Below are 18,003 nucleotides of genomic sequence, written 5' to 3'. Positions count from 1 at the left end.
GATTACCTCACGCCGACATGAGGCGTCAAAACCAATGCACGCCATCAAGGTCGTTGTTGCGAAATTAAGCCGGCCGAAGCGGTTTTTGTTCTGGAGACAGAAGATCGGCGTGGTGCGCGAGTGCGACGTCGGGATGCGAGCGCAAACGGCTTTTCAGGTGGTTCTGCCCGACTTCCCGGAAAATCGGGTTCAGGGGATCAACCGTGATGCCCCGTTCGGAGCGCTTCAACTCGTCGGGTAATTCGATGACCGGTATGGTCGCATCATACCGGGAGCCGAGGAAAAAGGCGACGGAGAAGCGCTCTACGCCCGCCGGCGGTGCCACGACGTCATGCACGTCTGCGCGGACAAAACCGTTGGTGGCGAGTTCCAGCAATTCGCCGGTATTGATGATGAAGGTGCCGGGCACGGGCGGTGCGTCGATCCAGTCTCCTGTCTCGGTGCGCACCCGCAGCCCCGGTGTTGTGTCCTGGAGAAGCACGGTGACAAAGCCGCCATCCTTGTGGGCGCCAACGCCCTGATCGGTTTCCGCGACATCCCGCCCCGGGTAACGGATGATTTTGAGAAGTTGCGTCGGCTGTGGCTCGTAAATTTCGGCAAAGACATTTTCCGGTTGCCCGAGAGCGGCAGCTATCGCCTTGAGGAGATCGATGCCGATCCTTGTCACCTCCGCCTGATATCGCAACAGCAGGGGTTTGAGTTCAGGCAAAGCGTCCGGCCATTGATTGGGCCCAAACAGCCGCTTCCACGGCGGCGAGTCTGGACCGATCTTGACCGGTTCGCCTTCGGTGTTGATATCGAGCTGTTCACGCCAGTCCTGTTCGCCCCGCGTGCGCTCCTGACCGGCCCGGTTATAGCCGCGAAAATGTGGTGATTTCACCATCTCGATCTTGAGCTTTTCCTCCAGCGGCAGGGCGAAAAAACGTTTCGAGGTCGACAGCACGTCTTCCACCAGCCGGGGATCGACACCGTGGCCGGTGAGATAAAAGAAACCGTGATCGTGGAGCACGTTGCGCAGGTCGCCGATAAATTCAGCACGCGCTTCCGGCGAATGGAAACGGGAAAAGTCGAGTGTCGGCAGCGAAGCCGTATTTTCGATGGGGGCGATTTGAAATGCCATGTCCTGTTTCCGGCTTCTGGGTGGTTGCTTGGTCGGCCGGTACACGGCGCTCACCATAATCGCTTTTCGGGTAGCTCAGGCTGCCAGTGCCTGTTGGCCGTCCAGATGCGCCCGGATCGCCGACGTCAGCTCGGCAACACTGGAAAATTGTCGGTTGTCCAGATCGATGACGTGAAATTTGACCGCGATGAACCGCAGTTTATCCTCGTTCGGGACAGCAATGCCGACCGGCAGTCCCTGGTATTCGATCGTTTGTCTTTGCATTTCGCTTCTCCGCCAATTTGGGCTTTGTGTGTTTGCTCGGGACGGGCCGTCTTTCGACGGCACTGGCATTCGAGGCAGGGAGAAGCGACAACACGACCTGGAACTACGGATATGACGTGACGTCGATGCAGGCGAAGCGGATGCAAGGGCCATTTCCGAAGTTCCTGTTTGCGATAATTTTCTACAAAAAACATATACTAACTTGAGCAATGGAACCACTGATTTTGATATCGATACGGAAGAAAAATCTATACTTCTCCATATTCGCGAGCTCGCGTAGGCAATTATCTCAAAAAACTCCCATTAGGGAATTGTCATTCCCCTCGGGTTGGTCTGTTTCGCAGCAGGCGCTCCAGCCACAGACTGTACCGGGAGGCGCCAAAGCAGATCGCGAAGTAGAGGAGAGCCACGAGCAGATAGGCTTCGTTATAAAAACCGAGCCAGCCCGGATCGGTCGCCGCTGCGCGAGCGGCGTTCAGCAGGTCGAAAATGCCGATAACCGCGAGCAGGGATGTGGCCAGCAGGAAACCTATTGCCAAATTGACCATGCCGGGAATGACGATCCGCAGTGCCTGGGGCAGAACGACGAGATGCATCGTGCGCCAGTAACTGATCCCCAACGCGGTGGCCGCCTCCTGCTGGCCGGATGGTATCGCCTGCAGGCCGGCACGCACGACCTCCGCTATATAGGCCGCCCAGAAAAGAGTGATCATGATCATAGCCCGGATCATCTTGTCGAACTGTGCTTCCGGCAGCGCCATCGGCAGGATCAGCATGGCGACATAGAGGATCGCAACCATGGGCGTGCCGCGCATCACCTCAATATAGACGATGGAAAGGGTGCGCAGTCCGCCGAGGTTTGAGCGGCGGGCGAGTGCCAGAAGGATCGCAATCGGCGTCGCGGACGCAAAGCAGATGGCCCAAACAAACAGCGTCACCGGCAGCCCGCCCCATTGGTTGGACGGAACTGGCGAATTGCCCGGGCTGCCGGTCAAAAGCATCCAGGAAACCAGGGCCGCAACAGGCCAGACGAGCAGCAGTTCCTTGCGCCAAAAGCGGGGAAGAGCGCTCGTGACGAGCAAGGCCACAAGGATCAGAATGACGAGTGCCGGACGCCATTGGAGTTCCGGCGGGTAGAAGGCAAACAGGATGAAACGCAGCTTGGCGGCAATGAAAGCCCAACAGGCACCGTCGCGCGCGCCGCAGTTTGCGGACGTTCCGCTCCATGTCGCGTCAAGCAGGGCCCACCGGAAAAACGGCGGCAGAAGCCAAGTCAGGGTTGCCAGCGTCAGGAGAGTGATGGCGGTATTGGAAAGCGTGCCGAAGAGACCGCTTTGCAGCTTGCCCAGGCGCCCGTGAAGCCGGTGGGCAAAGATGTTTCCAGTATGCCTGGTCATCGTGCCACTCCCTTCAGTGCGACCCTTTTGTTGTACTGGTTCATGAGGGCGGAGACGACAAGATTGATTCCGAGATAGGTGCCGATGAGGATCATGAGGGCCTCCAGCGACTGGCCGGTCGTATTGGCGGTGGTGTTGACGATGCTGACGAGATCCGGGTAGCCGATTGCGACCGCCAGGCTGGAATCCTTCGTCAGATCGAGATAGCTCGATGTGGCGAGCGGGGTGATGACGCGCAGCGCCTGCGGAAGCACGATCAGCCGCATGATCTGTCCATTGTGCAGACCGAGCGCGCGGGCGGCTTCCCACTGGCCTCGATTGACCGACTGAATGCCAGCCCGGACGATCTCCGCGATTGCAGTGGAAAACTTTACGATCAGACCGGTCAGGAGTGCGGCAAATTCCGGTGTCAGATTATACCCGCCCCGGATGTTGAAGCCGGCCAATGCGGGCGTTTCAAATGTCAGCTTCGCTCCGAGCGTCACGAAAGCGATGGCCGCCGCGCCGAGAATGGCGACGGTGGCGACAGCCACGTTTTTTCCATGCAGCCGTTTCAAGTTGGACATCACGGCGAGCATAAGGCCAAGGGCAAAGACAATAAGTGTCGCAAACACCGGGCCATTGACCGGGAGGCCTTCCACGGAGATTGCCGGTAGATAGACGCCGCGATTGGTCAGATAGACCGATCCTAGCAAAGCGCCTGCCTGGCGCGGTGCCGGAAATGCCTTGGCGAGCGAAATCCAGAAGAAGAGTTGCAAAAGAAGCGGCGTATTACGGATCAACTCCACATACCATCGCACAAGGGAGGCGAGAAGCAGGTTTCCAGACAGGCCCGCGACGCCCACGGCTACTCCGAGAATAGTCGCGAATATGCAGCCGATCAGCGAGACCTTCAGCGTATTGAACAGACCAGCGAGCATGGCGCGCAGATATGGATCGCCAGCGGCGAAAGTGATCGGACTTTCGCCGATTTCAAAGTTCGCCGAACGCCAGAGAAAATCAAAACCCGGTGAGACGCCGATGCGTGCCATCGTCATCGTGACGTTGACCCCGAGATAGACGAGCAATGCGATAAATGATGCGATGACCGCCAACTGAGTGATGGGGCGATGGCCCCACCACTTGAGGAACCGACGATGGATACCGGGCCTGCGAGGGCCCGGCGCTACGATTAAGGACATCTGTGAAACTCGGCCGTCTCAACGGAAGGGTGGCGAATAAAGCAGGCCGCCATCGGTCCAGAGGCGATTATAGCCGCGATCCCAGCCGAGCGGCTTCAGATGCCGGTCGAAGATTTCGCCATAGTTTCCGACCGTCTTGATGATGTTGTAGGCCCATTTCGGATCAAGACCGATGGCCTCGCCAAGCGAGGGGTCGACGCCGAGGAAACGCTGGATCGCCGGGTCGGGAGACTTCAGGAACTCATCGACGTTTTTGGAGGTAATGCCCCATTCTTCCGCCTGGATGGTGGCGTTGACGGTCCAGTTCACGATTTCCAGCCACCGGTCGTCGCCGCCGGCAATGGCGGGCGCCAGCGGCTCCTTCGACAGCCGCTCGGGCAGGACAATATAGTCGTCGGGTTTCTTCAGCTGGGTGCGCTTGCCGACCAGATCGGAGGAATCCTGGGTGATCGCGTCGACGCGTCCGGACTCCAGCGCCGCGATAAACTGTCCGGTGTCTTCAATCGTGACTGGCGTGAATTTCTTGCCGGTCTTGCGGAAGAAGTCGGCAACGTTGAGTTCACCGGTCGTACCGCTCTGGGCGCCGATGGTGGCGCCGTCCAGATCGGCGGCCTTGGTGACGCCAAGATCCTTTCGAACCAGAATGCCCTGACCGTCATAAAAAATCGTCGGGCCGAAGTGGAAACCGAGCTTGAAGGCGCGGGTGACGGTCACGGTGACACCGGAAAGCAGAATGTCGAATTCACCGCTCTGCAAGGCAGGCAGACGCTGCTGGGGAGAGGAATTGGTAAATTCCACCTTGTCCGGATTGCCGAAGACGGCGATGGACAATGCGCGGCCGTAATCGATGAAGAAACCCTGCCAGCGACCGTTGCTGTCCGGTGAGAAGAAGCCAGGCGTGGTACCCACGCCAACCTTGATCGTGCCGCGCTGATTGATCTTGTCGAGTGTCGGACCGGCATGGGCTGTGCCGGACAGTGTTGCGGAGGCGAGCAGCGCCGCCGCAATTGCCGATCTGACGAAGCCGCCGATAAATCCCTGAGATGACATTCAAAAATGCTCCTGATGAAATGATCAGGTTTACCGCCCACCGATTGATCCCCCGATGGTCGGAACCTAGTAGTATAGTAATTTTATGGAATATATAAACGAGGGATCGATTGCCCGAAATGTAAGCTTTTAGAAAAGGCAATTGCTTATTTTTCGAATTGTCGGCACACCGTTGCTCCGGAAGAGGGGGATGGCTCCTACGGTCATCTGCGTGGCTGTTTTTTGCGTACCGGATGTCCTGTCCAACCCGCCCTGAAAGAAAGGGCTATCAAGCCTTCCCCTTCCACGGAACGAGAATCCGCTCCAGTAACCGAACTGGGAACACACAACGCCCTGACTAATGAAGACTGGTGGGAAGCCCCCGGACTTGTCGCGGCATACAGCGACGAGTTCTTCAAACGTGCTGACATCACCATGCGTCATGATGGGGGCGGGAGGTTCAAAGCGGATGTTTCGGGCGAAACGCAGTTCGGTACGAGTTTTGACATCTCTTTCGATGCTCCGCTGACTGTTCAACTGAATGCCTATCGCAATTCGGCGACTGCGGATGAACTGTTGCAATGGTTCGACAGGTTCTTGCGGCAAGATGATTTCGTTTTCTCACAAGAAAAACGTGGTGAGGATCTCTACCTACAGGGTGCTGTCAGATAGGCGCGCGCCATTAAGAAATAATTGCGGCTGGCGATTTACCTGCATGACCGTATCAATTGGGCCTCATTGCGAAAATGAAAGCAGCTCCTGCGACGCAGGACATCGTTCTGAAATTCATTCGGAAAAACCTCCCGTCTTGCACAGGATGCAAAACTGATCACCCAAGTGCGTTGGGCGATTTCTGACGCCGATCGTATATGACAGATTACGGTCACCGAACAGGCCAGGGACATCCGTCTACAGAGGAAGTTTGAGATTTCCTGGCAGGTCGTGGGCATCAATCAGATCGCGTGATACCTATGTGGCAGGGCTTTTATTCTTGCTATTTAACATTATGAATCATAACTAATGTATCGCGGAGGGTGGGGACATTCCCCTCGGCAGTTATGATCCCGACTGACCGGTCGCCACTTTCCGCTGTCAGGCCTTGCCGTAATTCGACGGTTTCTCTGCCATTGCCTGCGATATCTGGAACGTAGGAGAAGCCAACACCGTCAGCGGCTCCTCAAGTCCCGTTTTTCTATTCTACGTCTATGAGGTCTGTTCTCCGTGCTGTGTGTAGTCGCTCATTCCAGCTAGACGTTTGACATCTGACTATTGTCACCGCCCCGGCACAATAACGAGGACATTGAATCCCTCATTGATATTGAAGTCTCTCAGAAGTTCGCTTCCATGTTCGGCCATGAACCAGACCCAGGTGTCTTGATCGTAAATGGCGGTAACCGTTTCCTCCATAGCACCCTCGATAGCGTCGATGATTTCGATCGCGGTCCTGCCCCGCGTATTGAGGTGCGTGAGTTTTTTCCTCACCGGGTTGCCCGCATCGGAAATAGCGATGGACACTCTGTCCGCCTCGTAGCTTTTGACCCGGACCCGCAGCCGTTTCGGCCGAGCAGCATCAAAGCGGTCGTTGATGGCTCTGATACGCGCCTCAATGCCCTGATCGTCAGGATGCGCCTTGGGCAGGACGTCGCCTGCAGGCGCAAGCTCGTCGCCAAACTGCGTGCGTGCCACCTCGGCAGCGTGATGCGCGTATGCGAGATGAGTAACGGGTAGTGCCTTCAGCCATTTGCGGCGTTGCGTGATCGCCATCGACTTTGCCGCTTCCTCGCCCAGTTTTGCGATGGAGAAGTTTTCTCTTTTCTGTCCCTCATTCGTCATCAGGGTTGCCTGCCATATATCACCATCGGCCGTCTCTACACGCCTGACGCCAGAAATACCGCTTCGGTTGTTTCTGCGCAGAAGCACGGCCTGCTCGTGATTGGTGGCGGGCGGAATGGCAAGAATAATGGCGTCGCGGTAGGCGCGCGCCTCACGATAGGCGGCATCGCCCGAGCCGTAAATGCTGTCCTTGAACAGCCTGACGATCCTGTGGCCGCGCCGCCTGATACTGACCCACCATCCGGCACCGTGGTGAGCCCCGGCGGCCTCTTCTCGACGCAGGCCGTAGGTGTCGGCGCCGTGTTTTGTCTGCCTCGGATTTCTTTCGATCGTCACTCCATACCCCAGCCTGTCAGATTTCATCGATGGAATTTTGGCATATCCAGGTTGCGGAATTCATGGTGAATCCATGGTTTCGCCACAATGTTTGATTGCATTCTGTCGAGATTTTGACAGCTGATTGATTTTTTTGGCTCTGCTATCGAGGTTCGCCATGAATGACCAGCCTTCGTTTTCCGATTTCGTTCAGGCGAGCCGCGTTCTGAAGGTTTCTTCGCCTCTCGGCGAGGATCAGCTTCTGCCGGAGCGCCTGACGGTCGAGGAGGGCGTGTCGCAGCTCTTCGACATTCGCCTGACCGTGCGGGCCAAGAAAGAAGCGGTCAAGCCCGAAGAGCTGATCGGACGGCTGGTCGATATCTCCATCGAGATCAGCCAGGGCGAGGGTGACGGCGGCGGTGTTCGCCGCCCGTTCAACGGCCTGGTGACGGAGCTGCATGAAGGCCCGCCTATCACACGCGGCATGCGCTCCTATGCGCTGACGATCCGCCCGCAAATGTGGCTTCTGTCACGCCGTTCCGATTGCCGCATCTGGATGGACAAGACGGCGGTCGAGATCGTCGAGACGCTGTTTTCCGAACACGGTATTCCCGCACCAGATACGTCAGGCATCATCTCGCCGCCGCCTGCACAGCACTACAGCGTACAGTTTAACGAGACCGATCTCGACTATCTCACCCGCCGTTTCGAAGAGGACGGCCTGTTCTACTGGTTCAGCCACGAGGATGGTTCCCACAAGCTGCATGTGGCCGATAGCGCCAGCGGCTGGCTTGGGCCGTCGCCGGCCGCGCAGGGTGAGGGGACAGTGCGTCTGGCGCAGGGCTCGTCGGATCGCAACCACATCAACGACTGGGCGCGGCGTTTCTCCTATGTCTCGGGCCAGCGCGCGGGCGCAGACTGGAATTTCGAGACGCCGGGCATGGTGCCGGGCACGATGACGCCATCGCTGGTGCAGATGCCGGATGCGACGAAGCGCGAGCTTTACGAATATCCGGCCCGCATCAAGACGGTGGAAGAGGCCGAGCGGGCGCAGAAACTCAGAACCCAGTCCATCGAGGCCGATCACGACCGGGTGTTCGGTTCGTCGACCACGCGCATTCTGGAGGCCGGCCGCCGTTTCACGCCTTTCGAGGTTGCCCATCCAGAGCATGCCTATGAAGAGCATGTGATCATTAGGGCAAGCCATAGCATTGTTGATCTCTCCTATGAGACAAACAGCAACGAGCCGGAATATCGTAATCGCTTCGAAGCGATCCCCGCTCGTGTGCCGCTGACGCCGCACCGGGCCACCAGAAGGCCTCGCATCGAAGGCACGCAGGTGGCGATCGTCGCCGGCCCTGAAGGCGAAGAAATCCACCCTGACCAATATGGCCGCATCAAGCTGTGGTTCCCGTGGGACCGCAAGGCGAAGAAGGACGGCACGGATACGTGCTGGGTTCGTGTTGCGCAGAACTGGGCCGGCTCCACCTGGGGCGGTCAGATCATCCCGCGCATCGGCATGGAAGTGATGGTTGCCTTTATCGATGGCGATCCAGACCGGCCGCTGGTGACCGGCGTCGTGCCGAACGCACGTCAGACCGTTCCTTATGAGCTGCCGGCGAACAAGACGCGCAGCACATTCCGCACCAACACGCACAAAGGGTCCGGATTTAACGAATTACGGTTTGAGGACGAGGCGGCCAAGGAGGAGGTATTTCTCCACGCCCAGAAGGATACGAATTTTGAAATTCTGAACGATTACTCCAAGCGTGTGGGACGCGATAAATCGGAACTCGTGGCCAATGACAAATCGACGGAAGTTGGTGGCGATCATGACGAGGTCATAGCGGGCAACATGTCGATTGCAGTCGGCGAAAATGCCTTGTCGAACCTTTTGAGGGACAAGACGAAGCTCGTCTTTGACAAGGTTGGAGCTGCATTGGGCAAACTCAAGATTCCGGATCCTTTCAATTTTGCAAAAGGGAATTTCCAGCTGTTCGTCGAGAAAAATCACTCGCAGGTCGTTGGTATTGGTTCCTCGGAGGTTGTCGGCGGTGCCAAATCGACGGTTGTTGGACACACTTATCAAACGACGGTCGGTAAATCTCACAGCGTCATCGTCCGGGGGCGCTCCGACACAGATATCGGGCGCATCATGAACATCCGGGTGGGCGAACAATTGACGATTAAAGTGGGAGAGAACTCGATGCTCACGATGTCGCGCGAGGGGCATATCGTGATTCAAGGGAAGCATATTCATTTCCAAGCCGACCAGATTACACAGAACTGAGTAGGGCCATGGCTGAGAAACCATCAGGATTGCCGCCGTCTCGCATGCTGGGTGTGCCGTTTTCCGCATACGATGACGACAATGTCCTGGAGATGTTGAAAACCGACCTGTCGACATTCAAGCGCCACCCGTTCTTTCCTGTGTCTCCGAGGGTCACGCCGCCATATCGCGCGGATGCTTCCCAGCAGTCGTTCAATTCCAACGGCGGACTATGCGAATATATACCCGCTGTGGACGAGACCGTGCTTTTCGGACGATCGTCCAGCGCAAACAAACTCCTTCCTCAGAAAGAACGTGAAAACGAGACCAAGGAAAGCGCCTGGAAGTTTGGTGAACTGAGCAAGGACTACAAGGAAGCCGGCGTTGGCAAGAAATACCAACGGGGCGTGAGAGAGTATCTCGTTTCGGGTTACACGCGCCGCAACCCGGACGGGAAGACCGACCACGACACTGACTGGCGCGGCAAATGGAAGGAACGCAATTTCCAGGTTGCCGAGTATACATGGTGGAAAGCCGATAAAAAACTGGCCGGAGACAGCTTTGGCGACCCGGCAAAGGATTGGGCTTCAGGAGAATACAAGTTCGGAGCTCTTGAAGGTGATGGAAAAGCCGGATTTTCCCTCACCAAAGGCGGTGTTGATGCCAAATTAAGCGCAAAAGCCAGTGCCGCTGCGGCTCAGGGCAAAGTCGAGGTTCTCAAGGACCAGGTCATCTCCGGAGCCGCAAAAGGCGCGGTGCTGAAAGGAGAGCTGGAGGGCGAGGTTGCTTTTGTCGGTAACCCTGAAGAGGTAACAGGGACATTGAAACTTGCGGCCAAGGCCAATGTCATCGAGGGCTCGGTGAACGGGGAACTTTGCCTGACGCCAAGCCGTGTTGGCAATCCTGTCATCAAAGCGTGGAACTGGCTATTCGAAGAGCACAACCAACTCATCGAAGATAAATGGGATATTGGTGTGTGCCTTGGCGGTGAGCTGCAGGGGGCTGTTGGCGCTCAGGCTGAAGCATCTGCGGAAGCAGGCGTGAAAAAGGGCAAGGCCCGCGCGGAGGTCGGCGCGAAACTTGGCTTTGGCGTGGGGGGCGGCGCAAAAGCATCTGCCGGCCTGACCGGTCTTGATAAGGCCGCAGACCTGATCAAGGGATGGCGGGGAAAATGATACGGAGAACCGAACGTTGAAGCCTCTATTTTTGGTGCTGCGCCGACTGTCTTTTTCGGCGATGGTTTTGATGACGACCGCAATTGGATTGGATGTTATGGCTGAAGATTATACGAGCCGTTTGACCCTGGACACCACAGCGAAGGCGTCGGAGCCATATACATTTCAGGACGCCAAGGATCTTAATTTTCACTCGGTCAAGATCGACAAGTTTATGTGGTTCAAGGAACAGCGAGCGCTGTCCGAATGGGACAAGTACGAAACCTTCGACAATGTCACGCTGCAGACAATCGGCTATGATCCCGCCAATCGCGATCATTTCGAAATCCAGATCATCACCGCCGAGATCAAACCGGAAAAAGTTGCGCGCGGCGTTGATTACGCCCGGCTTTTTGCGAAAGAATGGGCACCTTCCGTGTCCGCGATGAAGGAACATGGTCGTGACGCTGGCGATGTGTTTGCCCTCGGGCCGGATAATGGGTTCAACCGCCGTGAGAGGGTCTCGGTATGGCGCGAGGATAAGTCTCTGCTCATTGTGCGTGCTGGCTACGCGGAAGAGGAGGCCGCCCGCGTCGAACCCCAGATTGCGCAATTTTTCGGAGCTTTGAAGCTCGACAAGGAAACGACCGACGGCATTGAAGGCTCGATGCATTGGCAAGAGTTGCCGTCGAGCGGCGGCACTGCCTACTCCGCACGCCTGCCGGACGGATGGAAAAAACTGACGCAGAACAGCGATCCCAATCCGTCTTATACCGGGGCGATATTCACAAATTCCAATGATCCGGACGGAAACGCGGCTGTGTCCCTGTTCATTTTTCCAACACCCAAGTCGGACCTGTCGCCGACTGGCGATCAACTGCGGCAGCTCGCCGCGAAAGTGGTGGAAATCGAACTGCAGAATCTCATGCCGGACGTGGGCTTCAAGTTGGACGAGGACGTCAGTTTCGTTCCTGGTGAAAAGGTTGGTGAAGTCGATAAAGGTTTCATCGACATCGTTACTCTTCAAGGAAGTGGACAGAAGATACGTGCCAAGACCGTGTTGAGTTTCAAGAAGGGCGTTGTCGCCGCAGTGGCTTCGCTTACGGCGTTTCCTGCCACGCCTACAGACGTTGCAACCATGATCCACACCGACTTCGTCACGCGTACCATGGGGGACGGTTTGGTGGATCAACTGAAATAAAGGTCCGTAGTCAACGGAAGCGCCGCTTGTTTTTAGGGTCGGCCTTCCATCTGGTGAATTTAGTGGGAGTTTGCACGATATGAATCAGATCCCTGATCGCAAGGCGCTTTTAGCAGAAATTCTTCCGTTGCCGGAGGACGCATGGGGCAAGCTTCTGAAGCTCGCAACGATGATCGAGTTCGATGGTTCGGGGACGTTGACGATCCGCAACGGAGAAGCCCGCATCTCACTGGGTTCTGACGGGATCGTGAGGGTGGAAGGCAAGAAAATTATCCAGACGGCCCGCCAGAATATCGCGCTGGACGCCGCCTATATCGATTTGAACTGATCGGGCATGTGGGCTGTCAGCAACAACACGCCTTTTGCCGCGGACGGTTACTTCGTTCGGGACCGCGACGGAAAGGAATATTGGTGTGTCGCCGTGCGTGGGCGGTTTCGTACGCGTCCGGACGGCATGACGGATCTTCTTGAGCCGCAGCCTATCCGGCTCTCTCCGGCCTATCGCGATGCCGAGGCAAGTGAACTCCTCGCGGACGCAGATTTCGCACCTTTCCGGCCCGCGGCAGATATTCTTATCCATGGCTCAGCCGTTGCGCCTGACGAGAAACCGATAGATCGGATCGATGTCACGGTTGCTGTCGGTACAATGACAAAGCAGGCCGCCGTTACGGGCGAAGCGCGAATGGTCAAAAAGAAGCGTGGCTGGGAGGTTGCCGAAAAAGAGCGGGCCTCACGCGTCGAACTGTCATGGAGGCGTTCGCTCGGCGGAAGCGATCTCTTTGGGGATGATGATGGGGCCGAGTGCGAAGCCAATCCAATTGGCCGGGGCTGGTCACGTCATTTCGAGCGTGCCCCGGAGGGCGCGGAACTGGTTATACCGCAGATTGCAGCTCCCGTGGATCTCTTCGATCCAGGTCGGCCGCTTTCGCAGCCGGTCGGGTTTGGTGCGATTCAGCCTGCTTGGACAACGCGGCGTATCCACGCTGGCACCTATGATGAGGCTTGGATTAAAAACAGGTCGCCGCTTTTGCCTTCCGATTTCTCCGAAAATTTCCATCAGACCGCGCCTGTCGACCAGATTTATCCGGGCGAACTACGCGGTGGCGAGCCGGTTAGGCTGGAAGGGCTACATGCTGAAGGCAGTTACGAATTTCGCCTGCCGCAATGTATCCTCGAAGCGGACACGCGTATCGCCGGTAGGACGCTAACGCATAGGTTCAGGCTGATTCAGGTGGAAATCACCGGCGATGAGCGTCTCGTGGATCTGGTATGGAACGCGCATGTACCATGTGGCGGGCGCGACCAGGATGTTGAAGTCTCTTTCCTACGACTGAGGCAAATGGCCGGGGTCGTCTCATGAGAGCGACGGTTTCAATCTTGGCGGCCGGCCTGACATGCCCTGCGGGCAAAAACTTTGAAACGGCAATTGCCGCCTATTCGAGCGGCGAACGATTCACCGAGAAGGACCGCAACCTGGTGATGGCGGATGGGCGACCCCCAACCCTTGCGCCGGTCTTTCCTTTGACGGAAGAGCGGGACTATGTCGAGCGACTGCGAAAATTACTCGCCTGTGCACTTGCCGATTGCGTTGCGCAGTTGGCGAAGCGCGGACAGGAAAGCGCGGATTATGCGATGCTTTTGCTGTTACCCTATTGGATGGAGGGCGGACCTGTCGCTGAGGACTTTAATGCCAGGCTCCAGCAGAACCCCCTGGCGCAAGTGAAGGGTCTCTCCGTTTGCTTTGGTGGACAGGCTGAAAGCCTGCGGCTTGTTGGCCGGGATGGTCCGGAAGTCGTGAGGAAAACAGGGAGAGTTGTTCTTGTTGCGGTTGTCGACAGTTATGTTCATTCGGATATGCTCGACAGTCTGGCTTATCACGGTGAACTGCTGACACGGGATAACCCCTACGGCATGGTTCCCGGCGAAGCTGCGGCCGTGTTTGCACTGGGTCCGGAAGACAATACGCGGCTCGGCCGGATCGCTCGCCTTTCAATCATGGAAGAGCCTGAAAGTCCGATCGATCCCGAGCGCGGATTGATGGGCCGCGCTCTTGCGAGCTGTTATGGGGCTCTCCTCGAGGGTGGCTTTTCTCCGGATCGCTTCATTGTCGATCTCAATGGTGATCGCGTACGCGCCGAGGAATTTGGGTATGCGATCACAACCAACGCCGCGCAAATGGCCGACCTGTCGGACAGGGCAGAAATGCCGTCGCTTCAGCTGGGTGACCTGGGGGCTGCGAGCGGGCTTGTGATGGCGGCGCTTGCACTTGGGCCTGCTCCGGGATCGCGCGTAGAAAAGGCAGAGCCGGTGGGCGAAGAATCTCTCTACATCCTTCTGTCCGCCAGTTCCCGCGACGGGCTGAGAGCGGCGGTAATTGTGGAAAGCGTCCAGCGCGACGTGGAAACCGGCAGGATAGACGCATGAAGGAAACAATCCGCATCAACGGGATTACGCTCTGCCACAAAAACTCGAACGGCTACGTCCGCTCGACGCTGCCGGATGTATGCCTGACCCCGCCCAAGCCTGTGCCCGTGCCATATACGAATACCGCATTTGCCCGCGACCTCGCCGACGGCACCACCACGGTGTTTTCGCATGGCGGGGCGATGAATGGCGTGCGCGGCTCCCGGTTCGCCAAATCGATCGGTGACGAGCCCGGTTCGTCCGGAGGGGTCAAATCCGGCACGCATCTGCATGAGGCCACTTTCCTGTCGTGGTCTCCCAACGTGTTCATGCAAGGCCGCGCAGTAACGCGCCTTACCGACAAGATGCTCCTCAACAAGGGCAACACCTTATCGGTCGGCGGCTACAAGACCGACCTGCCCGAAGGCCATCCCGAACGTTATCTCTGCGAGGTGGGCTGCCGCTGTTATGCGCTGCATCGTCCGAGAAACAGCGTTACCGAGGGGCTTGAATGGATGGATCAGGTTTTGCCGCGCGACGACGAGTCGAGCCCAGGCCGCTATCAGCGCTGTGTCGATGCAACGATCCAGGCGCAGTATCCGAACACGGTTCTTGGTAGCAGCATGCCGGTCGGGGATCCGCGCACCAATTACGGTTATGTTTCCGAACTTGGATTCTGGGATCCGAACAACCCGAACAATCAGTTCCCGGACAAACCGCCCGGTAATGTCATCCTGCAGGGAGAGGAACACGACATTCCAAAGGTTCCCCGCCGGGCGCCCTGGGGCGGCACGCGATGGTTCAATGTGCGTGGCTCCCGCTGGCTGGACGTGGTGAAAGTCGAGAATGGCCAGATGACCCATATGTATGACATGAAGTTTCCCGGCGACAAGTTTCCGAATGATCCCACGAAGAATGCCGCTTATGAGGCTATCGCATTACGTCACAGGGCTAGATACAGGGAATTCGTGGTGCTGGATGAATGTGACAATTGCGAGGAGTCTGTGAGGCAGCGCGAACAGGAACGCCAATGGGAGGCCGAAGAACGATGGCGACAGCTTAAAAAAGGCCTTGAGAATGGCCCGCCGATCTGGCTTCCGTTGCCAGGCCCAAGGCTTCCTGGCGGACGCCGACCTCCGATACCAAGCTGGTAGGATAATATTATGAATTTAAACGAACTCGTGGGCACGATGGCGATCCTCGAAGAGCGCGGTGAACTCGACAAATTGGACGAGATCGGTTTGCCGCCGGGCAACGCGATTCAATGGCTGTTTGGTCTCACTGCTGGTTTCTATTTTGCAGGTGGTGAAACACCGCGGATACGACGAGCCGCACTCGATCTGGCCGCGCGTTACTACGATGTGACGACAGGAAACACCAATCTGCTGACGGTCGGTGAACGTTCGCGCCGTCTGTCTTCGAGAGATGACATTGAGCGCCATCTAGCACAAAGCAATTACCTTGATGAGAAGGAGACCGCAGGCTTTTATATCAGACACATGCCTGCCCAAGCTCTGCGGTCGACCGATCCGGTCCACGACTATTTGACGGCGCTTCTTCCCGGCATTGGGTATCGTGGCGGCTGTGGGCACCTGATGTACCAGACGAGGCTGTCGGAACTATCGCGAGATCCAGTAGGTGTTGTGCGTTTCTTCGTTGACGCCTGCCGTGACCTTCAGGTCTTTTATGCCGTTTCGGGGATGTCGCTTTTCTTCTATTCCTATGCGGCAGGCGCAACCGAAAGAGCCTATCCATTGTTCCGCAGATTTCCCGGCCTTCTCTATGAGGACGGCATCCGTTTTGGGTTAATCATTTCGCAGCGCACCGATGTGATCCGTGACGTCAATTGGTTGACAGCCGTCAACGATGAACTGCTGGCGCGCGTCGGTGGTCTTGAGAAGGCGAGAGAAGTGCTCGCAGACGAAATCGTCCTCCATCCTTACGAGGGGGGCGTCGTTTTCCAGGCGGGTGAACGGCCGGTGCTTGGCGACTTGAACAAGGGGCAGGTGCCCGCAGCGTACCGCGCGGTCAACGATTTTCTCAAGCCCCTGCGTTACGAGGCATGGGATTATCCCTATCTTCGAGCACCCTACGATGTCGATGAGATGGAGTATACGCAATGGTGGACAAGTCGATTTGACGATGGTGAACGTTAAGGTTGCTCAGCCTCGTGAACTTAAGCGAACTCATCACCACGATGGCGATCCTTGAGGAGCGGGGTGAACTCGAAAAACTGGACGAAATTGGATCGCCGCCCGGCAATGTCATCCAATGGCTGTTTGGACTGACGTCCGGGTTCTATTTTGCCGACGGAGAAACACGTCAAATACGCCAATCTATGCTCGGCTTGGCACTGCGTTACTACGATCTCGTAGAGAGCAATACCAATTTATTATCGTTTAATGAGCGGACACGCCGCATTTCAGCAGGAAAACATATTGAGGAATATCTGTCGCAGAGGGAATATGACGACGAAAGGGAGACGGCGAGTTTCTACATAAGGCATATGCCAAAACAGGCGTTGCGTTCGACCGATCCGGTCCACGACTACTTCACTGCCCTTCTTCCCGGCGCCGGTTATCGCGGTGGCAATGGCGTTGTTTTCCAGGTTGGCGAACGGCCTGTGTTCGGCGATCTGAACAAGGGGAGGGTGCCCGCAGCATATCGTGCAGTCAACGATTTCCTCAAGCCCCTGCGTTACGAGAACTGGGAGCGCGCCTATCTTAGAGCGCCATGTGATGTCGATAAGATGGAGTACACCGAATGGTGGACACACCGGTTTGATGGTGGCGAGCGCTAGGATGGCGTTTTGGATATAAGCGAACTCCTCGCCACAATGGCGATCCTCGAAGAGCGTGGCGAACTAGGGAAGCTTGACGAAATCGGCCTGCTGCCCGGTAATGCCATTCAATGGTTATTCGGGCTGACGGCCGGGTTCTATTTTGGGGTTGGTGAAACACGGCGTACACGCCAAGCCATGCTCGATCTGGCGCTACGTTACTACGACCTTGCGGAAGGCAACACAAATTTGTTGTCCTTTAACGAGCGAGTACGTCGCATCTCTTCACGGGAAGACGTTGCGCAAAATCTGTCACAAGATGAATATTTTGATGAGGGGAAGACTGCGAGCTTCTATATCAGGCATATGCCAAAACAGGCGCCGCGTTCGACCGATCCGGTCCATGACTACTTTACTGTCCTTCTTCCAAGCGCCGGCTATCGCGGCGGCAACGGGCGCTTGATGTATCAGACACGGCTATCGGAATTATCACGCGACCCAACTGGCGTGGTTCGTTTATTCGTTGACGCCTGCCGTGATCTCCGGGTTTTTTATGCTGTTTCGGGGATGTCGCTTTTTTTCTATTCCTATGCCGCGGGTGCGACTGAAAAAGCATATCCTCTGTTCCGGCGGTTTCCTGGCCTGCTTTACGAAGATGGCAGCAATTTTACTCTGGAAATATTACACCGCACCGATGTGATCCGTGACGTGAATTGGCTGACAGCCGTTAACGATGAACTGCTGGCGCGCATCGGTGGTCTTGGAAAGGCGAGAGAAATGCTGGGAGACGAGGTCGTCCTCCATCCCTATGAGGGGGGCGTCGTTTTCCAGGCGGGTGAACGGCCTGTGCTTGGCGACTTGATCAAGGGGCGGGTGCCGACGGCCTATCGCGCGGTCAATGATTTCCTCAAGCCTCTGCGCTACGAGAACTGGGACTATCCCTATCTACGGGCTCCCTACGATGTCGATGAGATGGAGTATACGCAATGGTGGACACATCGATTTGACGATGGTGAACGTTAAGTTCGCCCAGCCTCGCGAAGTTAAACGAAACTTAT

The 18,003-nt window shown here is 56.8% G+C and carries 17 protein-coding genes; 11 read left to right on the top strand and 6 right to left on the bottom strand.

Annotated features, from left to right (window positions below; all coding sequences use genetic code 11):
- Positions 1-64 precede the first annotated feature (64 nt).
- The 5 genes from DA915_RS13035 to DA915_RS13015 form a co-directional block, all read right to left on the bottom strand.
- On the bottom strand, positions 65-1,120 hold the full coding sequence (locus DA915_RS13035) for an isopenicillin N synthase family oxygenase (RefSeq protein ID WP_107676039.1): 1,056 nt from the start codon (positions 1,118-1,120) through the stop codon (positions 65-67).
- 75 nt (positions 1,121-1,195) lie between these two features.
- The gene (locus tag DA915_RS13030) at positions 1,196-1,384 is read right to left on the bottom strand and encodes a hypothetical protein (RefSeq protein ID WP_003504152.1); all 189 of its coding nucleotides are present in this window, start codon (positions 1,382-1,384) and stop codon (positions 1,196-1,198) included.
- Between the two features lie 314 nt (positions 1,385-1,698).
- Positions 1,699-2,781: an amino acid ABC transporter permease gene (locus DA915_RS13025; protein WP_107676038.1), complete on the bottom strand. Its 1,083-nt coding sequence runs from the start codon at positions 2,779-2,781 to the stop codon at positions 1,699-1,701.
- Positions 2,778-3,962 carry an amino acid ABC transporter permease gene (locus DA915_RS13020; protein ID WP_107676037.1) on the bottom strand — a complete coding sequence of 395 codons (1,185 nt, stop codon included), beginning with the start codon at positions 3,960-3,962 and terminating at the stop codon, positions 2,778-2,780. The genes DA915_RS13025 and DA915_RS13020 overlap by 4 nt, the downstream gene beginning before the upstream one ends.
- 18 nt (positions 3,963-3,980) lie before the next feature.
- Positions 3,981-5,012: an amino acid ABC transporter substrate-binding protein gene (locus tag DA915_RS13015; protein ID WP_107676036.1), complete on the bottom strand. Its 1,032-nt coding sequence runs from the start codon at positions 5,010-5,012 to the stop codon at positions 3,981-3,983.
- Between the two features lie 222 nt (positions 5,013-5,234).
- On the opposite strand from DA915_RS13015, the gene DA915_RS13010 reads away from it, so the two are divergent.
- On the top strand, positions 5,235-5,663 hold the full coding sequence (locus tag DA915_RS13010; RefSeq protein WP_107676035.1) for a hypothetical protein: 429 nt from the start codon (positions 5,235-5,237) through the stop codon (positions 5,661-5,663).
- 600 nt (positions 5,664-6,263) lie between these two features.
- On the opposite strand, the gene DA915_RS13005 is transcribed toward DA915_RS13010, so the two are convergent.
- Positions 6,264-7,160 carry a hypothetical protein gene (locus DA915_RS13005; protein ID WP_244600706.1) on the bottom strand — a complete coding sequence of 299 codons (897 nt, stop codon included), beginning with the start codon at positions 7,158-7,160 and terminating at the stop codon, positions 6,264-6,266.
- A 157-nt stretch (positions 7,161-7,317) separates the two neighbouring features.
- Between DA915_RS13005 and tssI the strand changes: the two genes are divergently transcribed.
- From tssI to DA915_RS12955, 10 genes are all read left to right on the top strand, one after another.
- Entirely contained in the window at positions 7,318-9,429 is a 2,112-nt protein-coding gene (gene tssI / locus DA915_RS13000) for a type VI secretion system tip protein TssI/VgrG (protein WP_107676033.1), read from the top strand.
- 8 nt (positions 9,430-9,437) lie between these two features.
- Positions 9,438-10,583 carry a hypothetical protein gene (locus DA915_RS12995; protein ID WP_153064537.1) on the top strand — a complete coding sequence of 382 codons (1,146 nt, stop codon included), beginning with the start codon at positions 9,438-9,440 and terminating at the stop codon, positions 10,581-10,583.
- A 16-nt stretch (positions 10,584-10,599) separates the two neighbouring features.
- A complete protein-coding gene (locus tag DA915_RS12990) occupies positions 10,600-11,763 on the top strand; it encodes a hypothetical protein (RefSeq protein ID WP_153064536.1) in 1,164 nt (387 codons plus the stop codon).
- Positions 11,764-11,842: 79 nt separating this feature from the next.
- The gene (locus DA915_RS12985; protein WP_107676030.1) at positions 11,843-12,091 is read left to right on the top strand and encodes a hypothetical protein; all 249 of its coding nucleotides are present in this window, start codon (positions 11,843-11,845) and stop codon (positions 12,089-12,091) included.
- A 6-nt stretch (positions 12,092-12,097) separates the two neighbouring features.
- Entirely contained in the window at positions 12,098-13,123 is a 1,026-nt protein-coding gene (locus DA915_RS12980) for a DUF2169 domain-containing protein (protein WP_107676029.1), read from the top strand.
- Positions 13,124-13,140: 17 nt separating this feature from the next.
- On the top strand, positions 13,141-14,187 hold the full coding sequence (locus DA915_RS12975) for a hypothetical protein (RefSeq protein ID WP_153064535.1): 1,047 nt from the start codon (positions 13,141-13,143) through the stop codon (positions 14,185-14,187).
- Positions 14,184-15,320, top strand: a complete 1,137-nt coding sequence (locus DA915_RS12970; RefSeq protein WP_107676027.1) for a DUF4150 domain-containing protein — start codon at positions 14,184-14,186, stop codon at positions 15,318-15,320. Before DA915_RS12975 ends, DA915_RS12970 begins: the two co-directional genes overlap by 4 nt.
- A gap of 9 nt (positions 15,321-15,329) precedes the next feature.
- Positions 15,330-16,322, top strand: coding sequence for a type VI immunity family protein (locus DA915_RS12965; protein ID WP_107676026.1), 993 nt, complete (start codon positions 15,330-15,332; stop codon positions 16,320-16,322).
- Between the two features lie 14 nt (positions 16,323-16,336).
- Positions 16,337-16,966, top strand: coding sequence for a type VI immunity family protein (locus tag DA915_RS12960; RefSeq protein ID WP_192886484.1), 630 nt, complete (start codon positions 16,337-16,339; stop codon positions 16,964-16,966).
- Positions 16,967-16,975: 9 nt separating this feature from the next.
- Complete coding sequence (locus DA915_RS12955; protein WP_107676020.1) at positions 16,976-17,968, top strand: type VI immunity family protein; 993 nt, start codon at positions 16,976-16,978, stop codon at positions 17,966-17,968.
- Positions 17,969-18,003: the final 35 nt, after the last annotated feature.

Origin of the sequence: Agrobacterium sp. LAD9, assembly GCF_003031125.1 — a bacterium.
Classification (GTDB): domain Bacteria; phylum Pseudomonadota; class Alphaproteobacteria; order Rhizobiales; family Rhizobiaceae; genus Agrobacterium; species Agrobacterium radiobacter.
This window is presented reverse-complemented; position numbering and strand designations above follow the sequence as displayed.

What these genes read in the sequence shown, in the direction of transcription:
- DA915_RS13025 (WP_107676038.1), bottom strand. Translation starts at nt 2,781, where the DNA reads ATGACCAGGCATACTGGAAACATCTTTGCCCACCGGCTTCACGGGCGC.
- DA915_RS12980 (WP_107676029.1), top strand. Translation starts at nt 12,098, where the DNA reads ATGTGGGCTGTCAGCAACAACACGCCTTTTGCCGCGGACGGTTACTTC.
- DA915_RS13020 (WP_107676037.1), bottom strand. Translation starts at nt 3,962, where the DNA reads ATGTCCTTAATCGTAGCGCCGGGCCCTCGCAGGCCCGGTATCCATCGT.
- DA915_RS12985 (WP_107676030.1), top strand. Translation starts at nt 11,843, where the DNA reads ATGAATCAGATCCCTGATCGCAAGGCGCTTTTAGCAGAAATTCTTCCG.
- tssI (WP_107676033.1), top strand. Translation starts at nt 7,318, where the DNA reads ATGAATGACCAGCCTTCGTTTTCCGATTTCGTTCAGGCGAGCCGCGTT.
- DA915_RS13030 (WP_003504152.1), bottom strand. Translation starts at nt 1,384, where the DNA reads ATGCAAAGACAAACGATCGAATACCAGGGACTGCCGGTCGGCATTGCT.
- DA915_RS13035 (WP_107676039.1), bottom strand. Translation starts at nt 1,120, where the DNA reads ATGGCATTTCAAATCGCCCCCATCGAAAATACGGCTTCGCTGCCGACA.
- DA915_RS12970 (WP_107676027.1), top strand. Translation starts at nt 14,184, where the DNA reads ATGAAGGAAACAATCCGCATCAACGGGATTACGCTCTGCCACAAAAAC.
- DA915_RS13015 (WP_107676036.1), bottom strand. Translation starts at nt 5,012, where the DNA reads ATGTCATCTCAGGGATTTATCGGCGGCTTCGTCAGATCGGCAATTGCG.
- DA915_RS12965 (WP_107676026.1), top strand. Translation starts at nt 15,330, where the DNA reads ATGAATTTAAACGAACTCGTGGGCACGATGGCGATCCTCGAAGAGCGC.
- DA915_RS12995 (WP_153064537.1), top strand. Translation starts at nt 9,438, where the DNA reads ATGGCTGAGAAACCATCAGGATTGCCGCCGTCTCGCATGCTGGGTGTG.